Annotated in this window: 15 protein-coding genes; 8 read left to right on the top strand and 7 right to left on the bottom strand. The window is 50.2% G+C overall.

Annotated features, from left to right (window positions below):
* Nucleotides 1-222 precede the first annotated feature (222 nt).
* Nucleotides 223-1755 (top strand): ArnT family glycosyltransferase, encoded by a 1533-nt coding sequence (locus tag DHN43_RS18330; protein ID WP_159096932.1) that lies wholly within the window; start codon nt 223-225, stop codon nt 1753-1755.
* Here DHN43_RS18330 and DHN43_RS18325 read toward each other — a convergent pair.
* The gene (locus DHN43_RS18325) at nt 1716-3326 is read right to left on the bottom strand and encodes a virulence protein (protein WP_108819577.1); all 1611 of its coding nucleotides are present in this window, start codon (nt 3324-3326) and stop codon (nt 1716-1718) included. The genes DHN43_RS18330 and DHN43_RS18325 overlap by 40 nt on opposite strands.
* A gap of 761 nt (nt 3327-4087) precedes the next feature.
* On the opposite strand from DHN43_RS18325, the gene DHN43_RS18320 reads away from it, so the two are divergent.
* Nucleotides 4088-5191: a helix-turn-helix transcriptional regulator gene (locus tag DHN43_RS18320; RefSeq protein ID WP_108819576.1), complete on the top strand. Its 1104-nt coding sequence runs from the start codon at nt 4088-4090 to the stop codon at nt 5189-5191.
* Between the two features lie 479 nt (nt 5192-5670).
* On the opposite strand, the gene DHN43_RS18315 is transcribed toward DHN43_RS18320, so the two are convergent.
* Nucleotides 5671-8094 carry an AAA family ATPase gene (locus DHN43_RS18315; RefSeq protein ID WP_108819575.1) on the bottom strand — a complete coding sequence of 808 codons (2424 nt, stop codon included), beginning with the start codon at nt 8092-8094 and terminating at the stop codon, nt 5671-5673.
* A 1245-nt stretch (nt 8095-9339) separates the two neighbouring features.
* Between DHN43_RS18315 and DHN43_RS18310 the strand changes: the two genes are divergently transcribed.
* The 5 genes from DHN43_RS18310 to DHN43_RS18290 all read left to right on the top strand — a co-directional run bounded on the left by DHN43_RS18310 (nt 9340) and on the right by DHN43_RS18290 (nt 14806).
* Entirely contained in the window at nt 9340-10740 is a 1401-nt protein-coding gene (locus DHN43_RS18310; protein WP_057461422.1) for a tryptophanase, read from the top strand.
* Between the two features lie 82 nt (nt 10741-10822).
* On the top strand, nt 10823-12100 hold the full coding sequence (gene mtr, locus DHN43_RS18305; protein ID WP_108819574.1) for a tryptophan permease: 1278 nt from the start codon (nt 10823-10825) through the stop codon (nt 12098-12100).
* Between the two features lie 72 nt (nt 12101-12172).
* On the top strand, nt 12173-13027 hold the full coding sequence (gene pdxY, locus DHN43_RS18300; protein ID WP_108819573.1) for a pyridoxal kinase PdxY: 855 nt from the start codon (nt 12173-12175) through the stop codon (nt 13025-13027).
* Between the two features lie 13 nt (nt 13028-13040).
* Entirely contained in the window at nt 13041-13421 is a 381-nt protein-coding gene (locus DHN43_RS18295; RefSeq protein WP_063293372.1) for a RidA family protein, read from the top strand.
* Nucleotides 13422-13684: 263 nt separating this feature from the next.
* Complete coding sequence (locus DHN43_RS18290; protein ID WP_208980577.1) at nt 13685-14806, top strand: polysaccharide biosynthesis/export family protein; 1122 nt, start codon at nt 13685-13687, stop codon at nt 14804-14806.
* A 65-nt stretch (nt 14807-14871) separates the two neighbouring features.
* Here DHN43_RS18290 and DHN43_RS18285 read toward each other — a convergent pair whose 3' ends face one another.
* The 4 genes from DHN43_RS18285 to DHN43_RS18270 form a co-directional block, all read right to left on the bottom strand.
* Nucleotides 14872-15597, bottom strand: coding sequence for a copper homeostasis protein CutC (locus tag DHN43_RS18285; protein WP_108819572.1), 726 nt, complete (start codon nt 15595-15597; stop codon nt 14872-14874).
* A complete protein-coding gene (locus tag DHN43_RS18280; protein ID WP_108819571.1) occupies nt 15594-16547 on the bottom strand; it encodes a N(4)-(beta-N-acetylglucosaminyl)-L-asparaginase in 954 nt (317 codons plus the stop codon). The genes DHN43_RS18285 and DHN43_RS18280 overlap by 4 nt, the downstream gene beginning before the upstream one ends.
* Before the next feature lie 405 nt (nt 16548-16952).
* Entirely contained in the window at nt 16953-17990 is a 1038-nt protein-coding gene (locus DHN43_RS18275) for a helix-turn-helix domain-containing protein (protein WP_108819570.1), read from the bottom strand.
* A 681-nt stretch (nt 17991-18671) separates the two neighbouring features.
* Entirely contained in the window at nt 18672-19277 is a 606-nt protein-coding gene (locus DHN43_RS18270; RefSeq protein WP_063293377.1) for an NAD(P)H-dependent oxidoreductase, read from the bottom strand.
* 103 nt (nt 19278-19380) lie between these two features.
* On the opposite strand from DHN43_RS18270, the gene DHN43_RS18265 reads away from it, so the two are divergent.
* Nucleotides 19381-20280, top strand: a complete 900-nt coding sequence (locus DHN43_RS18265) for a LysR family transcriptional regulator (RefSeq protein ID WP_108819569.1) — start codon at nt 19381-19383, stop codon at nt 20278-20280.
* A gap of 9 nt (nt 20281-20289) precedes the next feature.
* On the opposite strand, the gene DHN43_RS18260 is transcribed toward DHN43_RS18265, so the two are convergent.
* A complete protein-coding gene (locus tag DHN43_RS18260; RefSeq protein ID WP_108819568.1) occupies nt 20290-20772 on the bottom strand; it encodes a GNAT family N-acetyltransferase in 483 nt (160 codons plus the stop codon).
* Nucleotides 20773-20799 lie beyond the last annotated feature (27 nt).

Below are 20799 nucleotides of genomic sequence, written 5' to 3'. Positions count from 1 at the left end.
GCCGTTGCACCACACTTCATCTCTGCACTGATAAAAATACGACATACTCTTCAGGTTAGTTTCAGGCTCGCAAGGAAGAAGGGCATTGGAGGTGGAGAGATTGTCTGAGTGTTGTTGAGTTGCCGTGAGACTGCCTGTTGGCATTCCGGTTGACCTGACTGTGCCCGACCCTCTGTTCCCGATCCTAAGAATAAGCGATGTAACCTGATCATGAGGCAGCTGATGATTGACAGAACCGTCACACCAGCCCGTGTTGCCATTGTTGTTTTCATTATAATTTTTTCTGCAGTGCTCGCCCGATTTTACGGGGTTGCCATGTTGGGTCTGGGCGTTGATGAAAGCTATATGGTCGTCATGGCCCGAGATCTGTCTCTCAGCTATTTTGACCATCCTCCGCTGACCTTCTGGATTGTCCATGTGACCGCTTGGCTGACAGGCTCTGAGGCAGGCTATGTGCTCCGCACGCCCTTCATCGCCATGTCGGTTGTCTCCACGCTGCTGTTGTACCAGCTGACCGCCCGCTTCTACGGTGCGAAGGCGGGGGCATGGGCGATTGCATGGTTCTCCATCTCCCCGTTTTTCCTTCTGTCGGCTGGAAGCTGGATCGTACCGGATGGGCCCATGATGCTCTTCTTGTTGGTTGCGGCCAATCTTCTGGTTCCGCTGGTAAACCCTGACAGATCGCACATAAGCAAGACGCGTTGGGGAATTGCCGGACTGGCATTCGGGTTGGCGCTGCTTTCTAAATACATGGCGGTTTTGAGCGGGCTTGGTGTCTTGCTTTTCCTGCTTTCCAACAGAACAACACGGCCCCTGCTCCGCAGCTCAGGCCTATACATTGCCGTCATGATCGCACTGCTGGTCTTCAGCCCGGTCATCTACTGGAATGCAGTGAACGGCTGGCAATCCTTCGGATTTCAGCTCTCACGTTCAGTCTCTTCCAGCGATTTTGAACCTGTGGTGCATCTCATCAATTCCGGACGCATGCTGTTGGGACAACTGGTCTATCTTCAACCGGTTACGCTGGTTGTGTTCCTATGGCTCCTGCTGAGGCATTTCAGATCAGCTGAGAGAACAAAAGCTGATCGATATCTCCTGTGCCTTGCGATTGTTCCGATCGTGGTTTTCAACGCGGTGGCTTTGCTTTCCAGAAATACGCTTCCCCATTGGCCTATGGCTGGATATCTGTTCCTCTTCCCTCTTTTGGGGAGTTGGTTCGCCAGCCTCAAACCAGCTGGTGCAGCGACCGCAAAACGTGCGTTTGCGGTATCCGCAGGGGTGATCTTCACTGTCGTGGTGCTGGGCGGACTGCATTTTAAAACGGGAATTCTGACGCGTCCGCTGGCGTCTGCTGCCCGTTGGGATGATACCATCCGCGCAATGGACTGGTTTGATGTGAAGGATGCTCTCCGCCACCGCGGTTTCTTTCAGGCTGATGAGCCTAGGCTGATTTATACGTTGAACTGGATTGACGGCGCCAAGATAGCTTATGCACTTGGCGATCAAGCGCATGTCAGAGTACTGGGCAGTGATCAGCGTCATTTCGGCCTGCTGCCAGAGCTAACAAGTGATCTGGAGCGCAAAGTGCTCGTCGCGGGGCTTCTCCCCTCTGACGATTGGGAAGAGAGACTGCGCAGAGTTCATGCAGCACTGGCCGGATCGTATTGCTCGATCACCCCCGATGAGCCGATTACGATTAACCGGGGTGGCTTACCCTATCGGGCACTCTTCTTGCTCTCAGCCTCTTCTTGCTGAGAGGCTGGGCTCTTTTCAGGGGCCTCTGGTTTGTAATCCTTGTTGGTGAGAGCTTGATAAAACGGCTTGCTCCTCAGCATCTTTCGGTTCTCTTCGAGCTGGTCTTCGTCGTCCACACCAACACCGCGCGAGCCTTCTTCATTGCGGAAGGTTGCAAAGCTTAAGCCTTCGAGGCCGGCATCGGAATCCGGGTTCTTGCCCGGATGAATTCCAGCGGCTGCCAGTTCCTGTTCCAGCAGTTTCAGGAAAAAGCCAAAGTCCTCAGCGCCATCAGGATAGTTGGTGTCCTTAGCATAAGGATAAAGCGTGATCTGCGCACCTTGGGTGATACGATCAAAATATGCTTTTTGCTCTGCTATTTTTGCTTTGGCCTCAGGCGTGTCAGCGGAATACTTCTCCTGATCATCTTTAATCGCTGCCACCGCTCCGTCCATATTGGTGACTTTGAACGAAAGGAAGGGGTTATCCGGTGAGAGCAAAAGTGGCGTCAGGATGTTTCCAGCTTGTGCCAGTTGATCCATCTGGACACTCAAATGGATCTTGTTTCCGGCTTTCTCGTATTCGCCGCTATCAAGCACGGGCCTGCCATCCTCACCCAGAGGCTCAAACTGAGTAAAGATGCCATCTCGGTCAGCATTATTGATCCGGTGATCGGGGTTTTTGAGCAACTCTCTTTGGGCCGATATCTTTTCCCTGCTCCGTGCGTATTCTTCTCTATCCGTGAATGGGATCTTGCGCTGCTCTTCATACAATCTATTCAGTTCAGTGAGTACTTCCTGAGCCGCAGCCACTGAGTTGCCGCCGGTATAAGCCCGTACGGAAGTTTCTTTGCGCGGTTTTTGAGTTTCCTTTGACGGTACTTCCTTGAGCGTCAGCTCCAGCATTTCCAGATAGGTTTGCAATGCTAGAAAGGTATCCCGGCTGTCTTTGATTTCGCCAGCTTTCAGCTGTGCCTCTGCTTTATCTGCATTGGTTTTGATGAGCCCGGCCAGTCGAGGAGCCTCCTCCTGACGGCCCTGTGAGAAGCCCTCCAGGTCAAAACTTGCAAGGAACTTCAAACGGGCTCTGATATCTGCCAGTTCTTGCTTGCGATGCAGCAGCACACACGCGGAATCAACACCGCGGGCATAAGTCTCCTCGATCTCCTGCAGAGTGAGGTTTGCATTGTCCAACACATCCTCTGCAGCATCGACATTCTGCAGCTTGTTCAGATCAGTCGCTTTGTCCAGAAGACCCGCTGTTTTCTTTACGTAATTGTCGAAGATTTCAAGATCACGGACATCCTTGAAGATATTCCGGCGCTTCTTGTAGGCCTCAAACTTGGCACGGACTTTTTTGATTTCCGGCGACAGGTCCGGGATTTGGGGCTCTGGCGGCATATGGTTCCCGGCCGGGCCGTCAACGTGCTCTGTCGGCTCCTCATTGGGAACGCCTTGCGGGCTGGGCTCTTCAACCGTGGTGCCCTGCACACCATCCATGTTGATACGAAGAATTTCAGAGACAGAATGGATCCACTCCTCTGCTTTCTGATCACCGGCAGTGTTGTCCGTTTCAGGGTTGTTTTTGGGCATCCATAGGCTCCGTTTTGCACCGGGAGAACGCCGCTATTTTGGAGTATCCCGCAGGTAAGCCAACTATCGCAGTGGTTTCAGAGCGAACGAAAAGTCAATGGAACCGATAAAATATTGGGGTATCTGATTGTCTGAATTGAGTTGGCAATTCCTGCTTACACACGGCTTTAGCTCATCGGTCCAGGCTCTGGCCGTGATGTGTGCCCTAGGCAAACCCCGGCAGAACAGCAAAAAAAACAGCCCGCGCTGGAGGCTTGGCGAGCTGTTTTGAAGCAAGTGACTTAGAATATAGTCCAGTCTAAGGTTCATCTCTGCTTGATATAGATTTCAAGTATAAATACAATAAGTTATGCAATATCCATTCTAATATTCTCTTCCCCCCATAACAGTTAAAACATAGCAGGATCTCATTTCGGCTTGCTCAAACCATCTGCTCAATGACCCGTCAGCTGAGATAAATAATCTCGCCATGGGGCCACGAAAAACACAGTGTTTGTTTTGAAATGCGATCAGCTTACCTGCAAGATTAAGAGAAACGCGGGCCTCCAACCATTCCCCAAATGGGGGCTTGCAGAAGAAAAAGAGCACCCCTCCGACAGATACTCAGCGTGTTCTGATCCGTCGATTAATAGGCCCGCCTCACCTGTGTTACTCTGCAAAAGCTATCTACCACCTAAATCCTGTTTGATATTTATTGGCACTACGCTACGGTAACTGTATCGAATATTTAAGGAATCATTGCTGTTTACACATTTAGAGGCATGGAAAAGAATTTTGAACTCTTTCTCACTCAGTTATATGAGTCTGTAGAGCACCCTGATCTGTTTGAGGACGCCCTCACCACGGCCAGTGACATGCTGGGAACATCTGGCGTTCACCTTTATACGTATGATGCTGCAAAACCTGAGGAGCGTCTCAACTATGTGGCGCGGATTGATACCGCATTCGAGCTTGAATACACCACAGACTACTTCCCCCATGATTACCGAATAGAGCGGGTTCACAAATCTCCCTATGGACAGGTGATAACCGATGCGGAGATAACGACGGAGCATGGGTTGAAAACCAACCCGGTCCACCAGTTGCTCCCCAAATATGAGGTTTATGACCTTATGGGGACGAACCTGACCAAGGGCGATAACTTCGGCTGGTTTGGTGTGTCTTCCCTCAGGGCCGGAGATGGCTTCACACCTTTGCAACGGAAGATGTTTGAGCGCATGATACCGCATGCCAGCCGGGCTCTGCATTATCGGCAAAGGGTCAAGAGCCTTGAGATGAAGCTGTCGTTGCAAGACCGCGTTGCCGCAGAGCTGCCATTTGGCCTCATCGTCTTTTCGCAGCATACCATCAGTTCCATCAATCCAGAGGCTCTTGAGATTCTGGAGCACGGGTTTTTGAAGCTGAAGAAAGCAGGCCTTGCCTGTGCTGAGCGTAAGCACAACAGAAAACTGGCAGAGGCGCATGTCAGCGCCCTTCACGGGGGCCTGCCCCTGTTGAAGCTGACGGATGAGCGATCCGGCATAACCTATCTGATCCAGATGTTTAACCCAAAACCACAGGCGGCAGGCGGAGCTGTAGAGGCCGCGCAGTATCTGGCGGTGAAGATCATGATGACAGGTACCACGGAGCAGGCAGATCGTGCTGTGCTGGAGAACATGGCAGATGCCTTCCGGCTCTCAAAAGCTGAGACAAATGTGATCTGCGCCGTCCTCTCCAACCTGTCCCTGCAAGCCTATTCAACCAGCCGCTCCGTCCGGCTCGACACCGTCCGCAAACAACTCAGAAGCGCCCTTTACAAAATGAACATCAACTCCCAAAAACAACTCTTCCAGCTCTACGAAGTGTTTCGCTCGTTCTCGCGGTGAGTTGAGTTTCAATGAGACCGCTCCATTACTTGGGATAGGTGCTTCCCAGTGCCACCCATAGGCAAACTCCAACCTGCTGTTTCTTAGGAGAACTGGGGGCGCCGACAAAAAAACAGTGTCTCGGCTGGTCTCACAAAAACACACCAATCGACAATGCAAAAGCCTCTCCCACAGCCAGTAGGGCCGCGATGCTTTTGAAAAGAAACTAAGGTTTCATGAATGGCATGTTGCTTCAGGGAACGGAGAACACCCCTCACCACCGACGGGCAGCCCTCCTGACCCCATAAAACACGAGCACCCGGAAGGACACATCACGCCAACATCCGGACACTCAGCGCCAAAGTGCGGTGGAGGTGATTGAGAGATGAGTAGTGACTGCTAGCCCCAGCTCTTTATTCTCAGAGAGCTGGAGCAATACATTCACTGCGCATGTGAATGCAGATGTTAGGCAAGCTTTTCATCCGATATCGAGATGATCATTAAGCTTCTTCTAGAGCATTCTTCAGAATATCTTCATCCGGTTTGATGCCAACGCTTATTAAAAGGGCCTTATATTGCTCCGGATCAGAGGTGTTTATTCGTTCGAGGACATAACGTGCCAGTTTTCCTATTTCCGGATATTCAATCGGAACCATGCTTCGATCAAAGATTTCTTCTAGATGAGAAAGTTCGTTGGAGATACGACCTGTAAACGCAGCTGCGGCAGTGTCTGGAGCGAAAAATTGGCGCACTCGCTCATCTGCTGACATATCAATTGATGGATACTTGAAGAAAAGATATGCTTCTAAAAACTTTCGCAGGTTGTTTCCAAAGTTATAGAAACTATCGTGATTTTTATCAGTTTGTGGCTGTGAAGCACATTTGTATATCTGATGAAATAGGTAGTTAAATTCAGTAATGTACTCAGAGAGATAACGCGGCATTTTCTTTATTGCGCTGCTTTTTCCTTCTCTTTCAATTAAGAAAAAATTATTGTCTTTTTTTACCCTGGATTTTCCTGGATCATCGATCTTAACTAGCGGAAAGCTAAGCCGCTTTAGGAACTTCAAAAACTCAAGATTGTGCGTAGATATATAGAGCTGCCTATACAAATAGTTGAATTTCGATATTGGTCGAGCAAGTTCTGCTTCGATCAGGCTATAAACAAAGAAAACATGATTGCTATCTAAGCTAGATATTGGATCATCTATCCAGATAATGAGGTCTTTGTTTGCTGAGTTGATATCTTTTAGCTTAGCCATGAAATAGCAAAATGCGATCAGACTACACTCACCTTCGCTCAAGTTATATGCTGGATTATCACCTCTATATATTTGAAATTTATAACCATTATCAGATTTAATAGCTTTCAACTCTAATGCCTCATGGCCAAAGAAACCTTTCAGATAATCGCTTACAATCTTGGCGCCGCCTCTTTCATCCACGCGTTCTGAGACGAGCTTCTCCAAACTGACTAAGACTTCGTCTATCTTTTTCGATGTCGCTGATAGTTCAGTCGTCGCTATTTCCTTTTGCTCCCCGGCAAGGAGTTTTTTATTCTCAGTTTCGACAATTTCCTTTTCGGTGATGAATCTAAAAATTAAGTCTTGTTTTATCTGGAGTTTTGCTTGGCTTTGATCATCGGAAAGTTGCTTGGAGTAGCTATTATGCTCATCTTCAATTGTGCGTAATGTATCGATGATGCTTGTTAACGAAGTAGAGAAACTGGGCAACTCATCGTGAACATTGAAAATGTCATCTTTTTTAGCTTTTAGCGCTGCTACTGCGACGTCAATATAGTGGTTTACGTCTTCGATAGCTCGCTCTATCTCAGTTCGGCTCTCTTCGATTTCTTTTCTATATGCTACATAAGTATCTTCTATCGAGTAATTGATTATGTTGCTTATTTTCAGATGGAGGTTATCGGACTGCTTGATAAGAAGTTCTATAGCTTCTTTTTGATCTCTTGATTCCTGATCGAAATGAGCATCAAGTTTGGCCCAAAGATCGTCCGGTAGGTTTGAACCGCAGAAGCCGCACTTTTTTCGTTTATGTTTGTGATGTTTAACTCCGTCTTCTACCCATTTTGAGAGCGCGCTGTCGTGCAATAACTCCAAAATAGGTTGGTTGGGTTTTAAAGAAGAAGTTAGCGCTTTGTTGGAACTTTCAATGAAGTTCTCTAACTCTTCTAGATTGGGTGGGTTTGAATACTTTATTGTTTTGATAGACTCATTTATTAATTCAGTTAAAGTTTGCTCTGTGATGTCATCAACAAGTTCAATTCTATCAAGTTTACGAACTTCAGAAATGTCGTCCCGTAGTTTTGTTACGTTGTATTTATAATCACCAATTGTGGGGTGAGTTTTAATTGTATTATTGGCGAAGTTAACCAGTTTCTTATCCAAGAAACGTTCTGAACTGCTATATTTTTGAGATACACTCAAAAGCTTGTCAGTGTTGAGCTTTCTCTCCCACCTTAACCCTGACTGGTCTTCTTCTGAGCCCAATTGTGATTGTAAGTCACGTTCTTGTATAGCAATCTTCGTATTTGTCGCCCCTAGTACAGCAAAGGATTGAATGTCAGAGTCTTCTGATGTGAGGAAACCCAAATTGTCAGATACAAAGTCTTTGTTGTAAACGCGCACGTTTTCATTCTGGATGACAGCTTGTTTGGAATACTGATGGTGTATACCACCGTCATCTATTATCGCAAAAGAAGCCTCGTCATATTTCTCAGGCCAGTTTCCAAGCTCTATTGCCCTGAACATACGGGATAATGTTGTTTTGCCAGAGTAATTCCGTCCATAAATGACATTTAACTTCTTGAACTCATCAGGTTCTGTGCCTTTTGCAATGACTGAATCATCCCATGAGAAATTCTTGAAAACACCAAACTTTTCAACTTTATCGATTTTTCTGTACATCTATGATGTGCGCCTGAAGTTAATGCTCAAAACTGACTTTGATTTTATTTAGTTTTTATAGATTTGTATTGCTTAGATTTTTGCATTTGTGGAGAGCTTCTCAAGTGACTATCGGCATAAAGATGCAATAACCACTCACAATCCCGCACCGCACAACAAAATCCTTAAAAACGCAAGAAAACACGAAAGAACGCAAACGAACGCGTTGCTATGTGAGTGGGATAGCTGAGCGGGTTTCATGAAAGGTGGTGTTCTGGTTTTAAGCGTCGGAAGAGGTTTATGCCCGGTGCGCGGAAAAGTTATCAACTGCCTCTGTGCAGGGCAGAAAAACGCGGTTGGGAGGATAAGTGCGAGACCGCGCAATTTTCTTACGGGGATAACGTGGTGTCCGCCAAAAAGTGTCGCAAAGAGAGGTTCCACTGCAAATAACTTGGAATAATTGCCCTCTGTGAAATTTAACAGGAAAGAAATCTCTGAGATATCATGAGTTCGTGGCGGTGTCCGTGTATCTGCTATTGATTTATGCGCTTCACTCTTGGGCGTCTTCAGGCGGTTTTGCCTTAAAGCCCCGCAAAAAATCTTGCTTTGAAGGGGAATATAAGAATTTACAAAATTATTTACTGTGTGACGTCGAATATTACAGCGCCTGTTAATGCCTCATGAAGTCTATACTGACCTTTATACTTGTTCTAGGGGCAACCCCGTAGGAAAGACGTAGAATAGCTGCTTGACACATGGGTAAATGTGGTTTCATATGCCTTTGCTATCACATGATATGCAGTAAAGATGAGGAATAGGCCATGAGCCGGTCAGTACTGGTTCTTCAGTATCGCAATAAAAAGAGTTTGGCATGGTTTACGCAAGATGTTCGTCTTGCCTATGACTTCCCAAATGTGTGCGTATAAGCCTACAGGCCCATCAGTCCCTTTAAAAATTTGAATGTTTGACGCCCAATCTACTTGGAGCAACGGGAAAACTACATCTACCCTTGCGCTTTATCGGGCAAAACTACTCACATCGTCTCTGACAGTGAACGGGTTAGCTGCGTCTTACTTTCAAATCTGGTGACTGCTGCCGCAAAACACAAATTCCAAGATAGACGCCTGTAATTTCAGGTGCTTGAAAACTTTCGCGCCCAATGGTTGGAGAGCGACCCAACTCGTGCGCCGCTGCGTGTTCCCAAAGGTGGGAGCCAGTATTTGGATAAAGAATGCGCAGTAAAAACATGACGTAAGGACTAGAACAATGAAACGTATCCCTGAGCCGTTCCGCATCAAAATGGTTGAGCCAATCAAGATGACCACTTTCGCAGACCGCGAAAAGGCATTGGCTGAAGCAGGTTACAACCCATTCCTGCTCGCAAGTGATGACGTTTACATCGATCTGCTGACAGACTCCGGCACGGGCGCCATGTCGGACTACCAGTGGGCGGGCATGATGATGGGCGATGAAGCCTATGCCGGATCCCGCAACTTCTACAACCTCAAAGAAGCTGTCCATCACTTCTTCCGTTATGAATATATGGTGCCAACTCACCAGGGGCGTGGTGCAGAGCAAATCCTGTTCCCGGCGCTGATCCGCCGCGCCAAGGAAGTGCGTGATGCAGACAAGCACGTGTTCATCTCCAACTACCACTTCGACACCACGGCCGCGCACGTAGAGCTGAACGGCGGCGAAGTCGTCAATGTGGTGGATGAACGGGCTTATGACACAACCACTTACTACGACTGGAAGGGTGACTTCGATCTTGAGAAGCTGGAAGCGTCGATCAAGGAAAATGGTGCGAAGAACATCACCGCGATCATCACCACAGTGACCTGTAACAGCTCCGGCGGTCAGCCAGTTTCCATGGCCAACATGCGGGCTGTTTACGAGATCGGCCAGAAATACGACATCCCGGTTGTGATTGACTCCGCCCGCTATTGCGAAAACGCGTATTTCATCAAGCAGCGCGAGGAAGGCTATGCGGATAAGTCCATCACCGACATCATCCGCGAAATGTACTCCTACGGCGATATGCTCACCATGTCCGCCAAGAAAGACCCGCTGGTCAACATCGGCGGCATGTGCGCCATCCGGGAGAAGAAAGAGCTGTTCCAGGCCGTCCAGACCCTCTGCGTCCCAATGGAAGGCTTCGTAACATACGGGGGATTAGCCGGTCGCGACATGGAAGCGCTGGCACGGGGTATGCATGAAGGTGCGGACGAGAGCTTCCTGCACTATCGTATTGGCCAGGTTAAGTATTTAGGCGATCGTCTCGTCGAAGGCGGCGTGCCAATTCAGTACCCAACCGGTGGTCATGCGGTGTTCGTAGACGCGAAGAAGATCGTTCCGCACATCCCGGGAGACCAGTTCCCTGCGCAGGCTTTGTGTAACGCACTCTATCTGGAATCCGGTGTACGCCCAGTTGAAATTGGCTCATTCTTACTTGGCCGCGATCCAGCCACCGGCCTGCAAAAAGAGTCCCCACTGGAACTCATGCGCCTAACAATCCCGCGTCGTGTGTACACCAATGACCACATGGATTACATCGCGGATGCTTTGATCAACGTTGCGAAAAACGCGAAGGACATCAAAGGCTTCGACTTTGAATACGAGCCACCTGTGCTTCGTCACTTCACTGCACGTTTGAAGCCAATCAAATAATTTGGCAACTTGGGAGGCGCTGCTCTGTGCCTCCCTTCTTTCCTCACGGATATAACAAAACTACTTCACGGGAGAGAAGTAAATGTCTGAGGGCACACAAGTCGGTGGTTTGGGAAAATCCACTGCAACAGTCAGTCCATCCTTCCTAGGCGGGGCTATGATCATCGCCGGCACAGCAGTCGGCGCTGGTATGTTTTCCGTTCCAACCGTTAGTGCTGGTATGTGGAGCATTTGGGCTATTTTGGCTCTGGCCTTTACCTGGTTCTGCATGCTGCATTCCGGCCTTATGATATTGGAAACAAACCTGAATTATCCGGTGGGTTCCAGTTTCGATACCATGGTGAAAGACACCCTTGGGACTGGATGGAACACCGTAAACAACATTGCCGTTGCATTTGTCGGCTACATTCTCTGCTACGCTTACATCTCCGGTGGCGGGTCTATTGTGGTTCACACACTGGATGCAACATTGGGTGTTGCACCTCCGCAGATGTTGGCTGGTCTGATCTTTGCGCTGGGTCTGGCGTTCTTCGTTTGGTGGTCTACCAAGGCAGTTGATCGCATCACAACCATCCTTCTTGGCGGCATGATCATCACGTTCTTCATGTCTGTGACTGGTTACACCTTCAACATGAAGGCCGCAGTCTTCTTTGATAGCGATAATGGTATGGGAATGGGGAGTTACTTCCCGTATTTGTTCGCAGCAATGCCGTTCTGCCTGGCTTCCTTCGGGTATCACCACAACGTACCAAGCCTGATGAAGTACTATGGCAAGGAGCCAAAGAAGATCTTACTCTGCCTTGGTACAGGTACTTTCCTTGCACTGGTACTTTACATTGTCTGGCTGTTTGCCACATTGGGCAACATCTCACGAGCTGATTTTGGCCCAATCATCGAACAGGGCGGTAACATCGGCGTACTGGTGGAAGCTCTTGGCCGTGCAGTAGAAAACACCTCTGCATCCAACATGTTGTCCGCATTTGGTAACATGGCTGTGGCCAGCTCCTTCCTGGGCGTCGCTCTTGGTTTGTTCGACTTTTTGGCAGACTTCCTGAAGTTTGATGACAGCCCTGCAGGTCGTGCGAAAACCGCAGCTGTGACCTTCGTTCCTCCGTTGATCGGTGGCATCTTCTTTCCAGATGGTTTCATCATCGCGATTGGCTACGCTGGCCTTGCAGCAACAGTCTGGACGGCGATCGTCCCTGCTCTGATGGTGCGTGTCAGCCGCAAGAAATTCGGCAATCCTCAGTTCCGCGTTTGGGGCGGCGAGGCTCTTGTCTGGGTGGTCTTTGGCTTCGGCATTTTGGTCGCCGTCAGTCACATTCTGGGGATGTTCAACGCACTTCCAGTCTATCCATAAGCGCCGAGAATGGCATGACGCTCTGCTGGGGCTCGCGGTTGTGAGCCTCAGTTCCGAAACGAGGTATTTGAAATGAAAGGCATACTCTCCATCCAATCCCACGTGACATATGGCCATGCTGGCAACGGCTGCGCTGTATTTCCAATGCAACGTATGGGGCATGAGGTCTGGGCTATCAACACCGTCCAGTTTTCAAATCACACCCAGCATCCGCAAGGTTGGACCGGACAGGCCCATGATGCCAAGCAGATCTCTGAAATCTTTGAGGGTCTGGCAAAACTGAATGTCCTCTCTCAAATCAAAGGTATTGTAACAGGTTACCTTGGTGGCCCTTCTCACTGTGACGTCATTGTTGACATCGTGAAGGAAGTTCGGCGGCACAATCCTGAGTGTCTCTATTTCTGTGATCCGGTGATGGGTGCGCCTGACAAAGGCTGCATTGTCAGTGAAGGTGTTGCTGAGTTGCTGGTGAGCAAGGTGATGCCGATTGCGGATGTGATCGTGCCCAACCAGTTTGAGCTTTCACAGTTCATTGGTGAACCGATTGAAACACTGGAACAGGCCAAACAAGCATGCGCTAAGGCTATGGAAATTGGACCTAAAATGGTTCTGGCCAAGCACTTGCACAGTGTTTCTGATGATGCCTTCACCATGATGTTTGCAAGCGAGCAAGGCAGTCATCTGGCACAGCGCCCGCACTTGCCGTTTGAGCGCCAACCGGTTGGCGTCGGAGATCTAATCACATCTGTATTTGCCGCTGGTTATATGAATGGTCTTTCTGAAGTAGAAGCATTCCAACACTGTAATAACGCGGTGTATGGCGTGCTTAAAACCACGCAGGAAAAAGACGAATGGGAACTGCAAACTATTGCGGCACAACAGGAATTCGTCTCACCATCTGAACAGTTCCACTTAACAAGCCTATAAAACTGGAAAAACAATGACAGCTATCGATACCTCCAAAGCTCCTGCAGCAATTGGCCCGTATGTTCAGGGCGTGAACCTTGGTCAGATGATCATCACGTCCGGTCAGTTGCCGATCAATCCGGAAACTGGTGAGATGCCTGCAGATGTTGCTGAGCAGACCCTTCAGTCTTTGAAGAACGGTCTGGCGATTGTTGAAGAAGCAGGTCTTGCAGCAAAGAACATTAAGAAGACAACGGTTTTCGTGAAGGACCTCAATGACTTCGCCCGCGTGAACGAAGTTTACGGCAAGTTCTTTGAAGACAACGATGCGCCGTTCCCAGCACGGTCCTGTGTGGAAGTTGCGCGTCTGCCAAAAGACGCTCTCGTCGAGATTGAAGTGATTGCCTGCCCATAACGGGTAGGATTTCCCCTGCAATGCTCGTGGTCCAACACGAGCATTGCCCTCAATACGCATGACTACAAAGTCGTTTGTTTGCAGCGCGTTAGGGCGTTCTCGTCTGATCAGAGCAGCTGACAAATGCATGAAAAAACCCCGAAATTGAAGTGCGTTAAACAGGCAATGGCCAAATCCAGCGGCTACTCGAAGGCCTGCGAATAGGTCAGTGTCCGCATGTGAAAACATGTTTGCACATATCTCGCTGGTTGGAGTTGCTCGTTGTGCCTGCGCTGCTGCTTGCAGTGGTTGGGTGCTCGGAAATTCCAGGACATGGCCCAAGCGCTTATCAGGTGGAGAATGCAACTTCTCAACGTAATGCGCAGTCGCTGAGCTATGTCATGCTAGATGTTGATGTTCCGACAGTTCAGCATTTATCCAATTACGCCAGTAACTTACCTCCCAAAGAATTCCGCGTTGGCAAGGGCAAGAGAAGCACGATCCGCGTCGGTGTTGGCGATCAGCTCTCTGTTGGAATTTGGGAGTCCATTCCAAACGGGCTTTTCTCAACACAAGGTCAAAAACGGACTGAGCTTGGCCTTGTGGTTGACGACCAAGGCAATATTTACGTGCCTTATGTTGGGGAACTCAAAGTCGAGAACAAGAGTATCTCCGAGGTTCGCGAACAGATTCTCAGTGGGTTGGAAGGTAAGGCTGTCGATCCACAAGTGGTTGTAAACCTTCAGGCAAATGGATCGCACAAGGTCATTGTTATTGGTGATGTGATGCGTCCGGGGCAATTTCGTGTGCATGAAGATGGTCTGAGTCTGGTTGAGGCAATCTCAGAAGCTGGCGGAACGCGGAATCCAGACTATGAGTCATTTGTTACTGTCATGAGAGATGACAAGAAGTTCCGGTTTAGTCTGGACGATATTTCTGAGCAACCAGCTAACAATATCTGGCTTCGACCGAAGGACATTGTCTCCATTACGCACCAGCCTAAATCCTTCACCGTGTTTGGTGCAGTTGTTGCCCGGCGCAAATATGACTTCCCTTCCTCGCGGGTGAATCTCTCGGAAGCTATTGGAATGTCAGGTGGTTTACATGATGGGACTGCGGATGCGACGGGGGTTTTCCTGTTCCGGTTTGAGGACCGGCAAAAGATGATGCCGTTGCTTCCTCCGCATGAGCAACATGAGGAATTCGGGACAGTGCCTGTTGTCTACCGTCTCAATTTGAGAGAGCCAAGTGGCATGTTTTTGACGCAAGCCTTTGAAATCAGAGATAAAGATGTGATCTATGTGGCGAATTCATCAGTCTCTGAGGTCAACAAGTTCATCAGCATCCTCATTTCTCCTGTGACGGGGACGCTGCGGTCTGGTGTTGCACTTGCGGGAGTTCCTTGATTTACTTAGTTTGCTTGTAGTTGAGAAATAAAGATAAGTAATATTTTGTAAAATGGCTTGCGGTGTTATTTGTTGTATGCATTTCCCTGAATTACTTCTTTGAGTGATCTCACCAATTCTTCATCGGTCCGTTTTTCTCCGGCGCTTTCAAAACCAAAATCCAGCAGACGCTGGTCTTGCGGATAAGTTTTACCGCAGCCTGCATGAATCTCAGTGAAATCAGCAGCTTGCAGGATATCGGGCGCCGTCTGAGTGTTAACACCTGACCCCGGCATCACAGAGAGCCTGCCAGCTGCGGCTTTGTGCATGGCGGCTAGGTTCTCAATCCCATCAATTGCTTTGTAAGCGCCGCCGGAACTGAGGATGCGTTCGAAGCCGAGTTCGGCAGCAGCGTGGGTGGCCTCGATCAGATCTGGGGCAAGGTCAATGACCCGGTGGAGCGTTACACCAAGATCGCCAGTATGATCCACTAGTGTATTCAATAGGTTAGTGTCGAGTGCGGTGTTATGTTGGCTTGCGCCCAGAACAACACCGGCCAAATTGGTATTACGGGCAGCTTCAATTTCTCGCTTCATCTGGTCCACCTCTTGTGGGGAGAAGATGAAGTTACCCCCGCGCGGACGGATCATGGCGTAGACCGGGATGGGTGCTTTGGCTGCCAGTTCCATCAGGCCAACGGACGGCGTCAGGCCGCCCATGGCGAGGCAGGAACACAGCTCAATCCGGTCAGCTCCGCCAGCAACAGCAGCATTCAATCCAGCGACGGTGTCAACACACACTTCCAGCTTCATGACTGAACCTCCATTTGACCCGCCATCAAATCCTCTGCCCGAATGGCCTTGCGTTTTTCAGGTTGGCCGAGCTCTGGCGTCCAGACCCAATAGACAATCTCCTCGTCACACCCCACATTGACCACGCGGTGTTTGCCTGCTGCATCAATGGCATGGATCACAACACCGCCGATGTAACCGCTCTCCAGCTCCTGCAACTCAGAGATCGCCAGCCGCAACGCATCATCCAGCGAAATGCCGAGCTTCATGGCCAGCACAACGGTGCGGGCGGTGCCGCAGCGCATGGTCATTTCACCTGTATGAGTGCATGCGGCCGCGCCATATCGGCTGTCAGCATAAAAACCCGCACCGGGGATGGGCGAGTCGCCTACACGCCCCGGATATTTCCAGGCCCAACCTGATGTAGAGGTGGCGGTGCAGATGTTTTTTTTGCTGTCTTTACAAAGGAATACGGTGGTGTCGCGCACCTTTTCAGGGTCGGTGATTGCTTTGGTCAACGGTGCCAGTTCCGTGTTGGGAAAGGCGGCTTTCTGCTCGTCGCTCATCACCTCATCCAGCTTGCGCCACCACACCTGTTTGCTGTGCTCCAGCAAGGCGGGATCCTTTGCAAACCCAAGCTCATCTGCGTAACGGCGGGCCCCTTCACCCACAAGCATGGTGTGTGGCAGGTTATCCAGCACCGCCTTTGCCAGACGGGTGACCTCCAGCGTCATTGGAACGCCTGCAACCGCGCCGTAATCACGGGTAGTTCCGTCCATCACACTGGCGTCAAACTCCATGTTTCCCAACAGGTTCGGCCAGCCGCCATAGCCTACACTGCGAACCTTGGTTTCAGCTTCCACCAAAGATAGTCCTGGCACCAAGGCATCAAGCCCATGTGCTCCGTTTTGCAGGTGACTGGCGGTGGTGCCAATGCCGGGCCAGCTTTCAGAATTACCAAGTACGATCATTGCGCCGCTCAAAACTTATCAGAGAATAAATCACAGTAACTCTTTGATGATGCCTTCGCCCTGTCAATGCTACCAATCCGGCTTTAGCGGGAAATGTCGTGTCTTTGCCTTCAACGGCGGTGATCTAACGTGCTGAAATATCGATGATATTCACGTTGAAAATTGGTAGCATCCAAAAGCTGTGAGCGTTTGCGTTGTTTTGTGCGTTCCTTTGAAAGCTTTTGCGTTTTCCTGCGTTGCTATGTTTTCACTCACAAATCACGCCAGATCCTAACGATACGGACCTCTCGGTTGGTCACTTTAGACCGCTTTACGAAATGAGTATCGGGCAATTTGTGAATGTACGCAGGTACTGTGTCGCTGTGATACCCGGAGTCAACTTGAACTCAGAGGATCAAGCTACCCTCAGTTCAGCTTCGCCTCTTTTAGCGAGGTGAGCCAGTTGGAGAAGATGCCGCTGGAGATGCGGGTTTTGTGGTCTTGCCCGGCGGCGATGTCCATCAGGATGTCGCGGGGAGAAACGCCGTAGTGTTCTTTGAAGCTGCGGGTGAAGCTGGAAGCGTGCGAGAAACCACAGCTCTCGGCGATCTGCTGGATTTTGACTGTATGGCTTCCGGAGCGCAGCAGCTTGCGCATGGCGTGTTTCATGCGGATGTAACGCAGGAAGGCCATGAAGCCGCCCATGGGCTCAAACAGGCGGTAGAGAGTAGTGCGCGACACGTTGAGGTGATGCGCCACTTCCGTGCTGTTCAGGCGTGGGTTGGTATAGGTCCGGCTGATGTACTCGGCGGCTTGTAAGAACCGCGCTGCAGTCTGATTGTTTTCATCCAGTGCAAATGGGATTCTCGGGCCGTTGTTCATCTGGTTAGCGACCAGCTTGGCGATGCATTCCACGATTGAGGTGACATCCTCATCTGACAGGTAACCCAGTTGACCGCGAAGCAGCTGCATCATGCTGATCACTGCATTGGTCGAGCCGCCTGTTGCGGGAAGGCATAAGGTTGGGTAGGTGCGATCGCCATGGAGGAACGGTGCCAGTGCCGTTCGCGGCAAAGCCAGTGTCATCAGCTTGTAAGAGCTGTGGTCTACCATAAACGGCTCGGCCATATCCTGCACTATCAGATGACCGGGCTGGAGTTCCACGCTCTCCTGGCCCATGTGGGTGACGCAATTGTGGGTGTGATCATAAAATTGCACAAACACAGCATCCATGCCATCGCGGGCAATGCGTTGGCTGGAGCGGATGAACCTGTGCGGGGTCGCGTTGATGGTTGCCACAAAGCCACTTTTATAACGAAATCCGCGCACGCCCGCACCAAAGGCATCTGGTGAAGCGGTGTTGGAAGCCAGACAAGCCTCTCCCGTCGCTTCGGCGACCCCCTCGCGCCATTCATCCCAGTTGATGCTGGGCCGGTAAATCACCTCAGGTCTCGGCTCATTCATTGAGTTGTTCGATTCAACAGACATTCTACCCGGTACTATACTGCAACTTGTGCGTGGTAATTCCAATCTGCGCTTAAAATATTCCTGAAGGCTGGAGAACGAAGGAGCTACAGTCCCGATTGAGAAAGGGACCTGCGAGGCCACATCGTTCTGTCAGTTTTGCGTCCCCTCCCGTTGAAAAAGATTCAAAACGGGCATTGATACCGTGGTCCTGCTTATGGTTGGAGGCAAGGCGGTGTTGAGCAATGTGTCCTACGCTAAGTCTGACAGGAATGGTGTCCCTCCAGCCTTCAGATGACCAAATTTCAGGAAGCGACCCCCGAGCTTCGGCCATAAAACAAGAATTCTGAAAATGAATGCAGTGCTGACCAACAGATCAAGGCACCGAAAACAAAGTCACCACCATGTCGCCCATCCATAATGCCACAGTGGGTTTATTCTTCTAAAGGATCGCAATGAAAACAAGGGCGTGAAACAAATTGCTAAAACAAAGCTGTGCTTTGAAACGACAGGCTAAGAGACCTGGGCAGCGGGAAGAAGATATGGTTGATAAAGATCGAATCGATTTTTAATGAATGAACTGTTTGAGTTCTCGGTTTGCCCATAATCTACAGTTTTGGATGAGCAAAAAAAGGCGAGCACAAGGGCCCGCCTTTTTGAAAAATGGAACGTTGAAAGAGGTCAGGCGCTGACGCGGGCAGCGAGCTTGGCGTTGTTTTCCAGCAGCTTGTCCAGCCGCGCTTTTTTGATGACTGGGTTGAGCTCAGGGTCCAGAACATGTGCGAGCAATGCTGTATTGGAAGCTTCGATCGCGGCGTCATCAACTACAGCAAGGCCGTGCAAGACGAAGGGGCGCAGGTAAACCATTCCAGTCAGCAGGGCAGTCTGTTGAAAGGGTTTGAGCAACTCATCCATGCTGAAATTGTTGTAGCCGCCTGCGTGATAGCTGTCCTCCGGTCCGCCGGTAGAGATAGCCAGCAGCAGTTCCCGGCCAGCCAGTTTGGTGCCACCCGGGCCATAGGCAAAGCCGTAGGTCAGGACCTGATCTTGCCATGCTTTCAGCGCTGGCGGGGCGGAATACCAATAAAACGGAAACTGGAAGACGATGCGATCGTGAGAGAGCAGGAGTTGCTGTTGTTCTTCAACGTTAAAGCTCAGAGTCGGGCCACCAACACGGGCCAGATCAAGCACGGTGATGTCATCTGTTGCGGCAAATGCTTCAAACCAGGAGCGGTTGATACGGGACTTTGAAAGGTCAGGATGGGCAGTGAGCACAAGGGTTTTCATCGCAGGAAGGCCTCTTAGAATATCTGATCTCTGCTTTATAACAGGATGCATACATGCTATTAATTGCCTCCATATCAATCCAATAGATGTATGGTATCAAATAATGCGTTTGCCTCTTGCCATGCTGGAAGTGTTTAACGCCATTGCACAGAACGGCAGTCTCAAAGGAGCCGCTCAGGCGCTTGGCATCAAACCGTCCACGGTGTCTCATCAGTTAAAATCGCTGGAAGAGCAGCTCGGGACGGCTCTGTTTGTGCGCACCACCCGATCGGTAACCCTGACGGATGCAGGCCATGCGTTGCAAAGTGGGGCGGGCGCGGCGTTTGACCTGCTGGGGCAAGCGGTAAATGATGCAAAGGAACATAGCAGCAGCGCCCGTGGCAGTTTAAAACTGACCTTGCCTGAGTTTGTGTTTCACTCCTTCCTTGCAGATCTTCTGCCCAGCTTTCAGGCAGCTTATCCGGAGATACAGCTGGAACTTTCTCTAACGGACGCCATTGTCGACATCGTTGCAGATGGCTTACACGGTGGGCTTCGTCTGGGGGGAAAGATTGCGCAGGATATGATTGCGATCCGTATCTCTGACCCGCAACCCCTGACCGTCCTTGGCAGCAAGGCATATCTGGCTGAGCATGGTACACCGGAAAAACCTGAAGACCTCCTCGCGCACAACTGCCTTCACTATCGGTTTCAGACATCAGGTCGGTTGGCGCCGTGGGTGTTTGAGGTGGATGGCAACACCGTGGAGATTGATATCAAAGGAGGGCTGATCCTCAACACCCTGCCCTCTCAGTTGCAGCTGATGGAGCAAGGCATGGGATTGGTGCTGACCTTCCGCGAATACGCGCTGATGCAATGCGACCTGACAAAGGTGCAATGCCTGCTGGAGGACTACCTGAAACCAACAGAGCCGATCTATCTGTTTTACCCGCGTGAATACAAAAACCTGCAGGCCCTGCGCCTGTTCATCGACCACATCAAGGCCCACCGGCAGTTGGTGTAACGGGCAGGGTTAAGCAGCAGGCGCTTTATACGGTGGCACTTGCCGCAGGACCATGCCGTGTTTTTGGTCGGCTTTGTAACCGAGGCTTTCGTAAAAGCCTCTTGCGCCGCGGTCTTGTCCGGTCAGCAGCATGATTTTGTAGGCGTTGGCTTGCCAGGCGGCATCTCGCAGAGCATCCATGACCATGCGGCCAAAGCCTCTGCCCCGATAAGCTTTCAGCGTCACCACGTTCTCGACAAGGCAATACGAGCGGCCACCATACGTCATGTTGGGTAGAATATGGAGCGTGGCGCAGGAGACGATCTGGTCGTAAATCTCCACACCGAACAGAGAGGTGCCGTCATGTTGCAAAAGCTTGGCGAATTGCGCTGGCCCGTCTTTGCCATAAACAAGCGGAATGCCATCTGTCAGCTCATTCAGGAGCATGACGACATCCTTGTAATCATCAATGGAAAGGCGGCGGACGGTGACGGTTGGCGAGAGGACGGGCATAACGGGACTCACTGAAAACGTGCAGCA

This window comes from Pseudovibrio sp. Alg231-02 (assembly GCF_900143565.1).
Taxonomy (GTDB): Bacteria; Pseudomonadota; Alphaproteobacteria; order Rhizobiales; family Stappiaceae; genus Pseudovibrio.
This window is presented reverse-complemented; position numbering and strand designations above follow the sequence as displayed.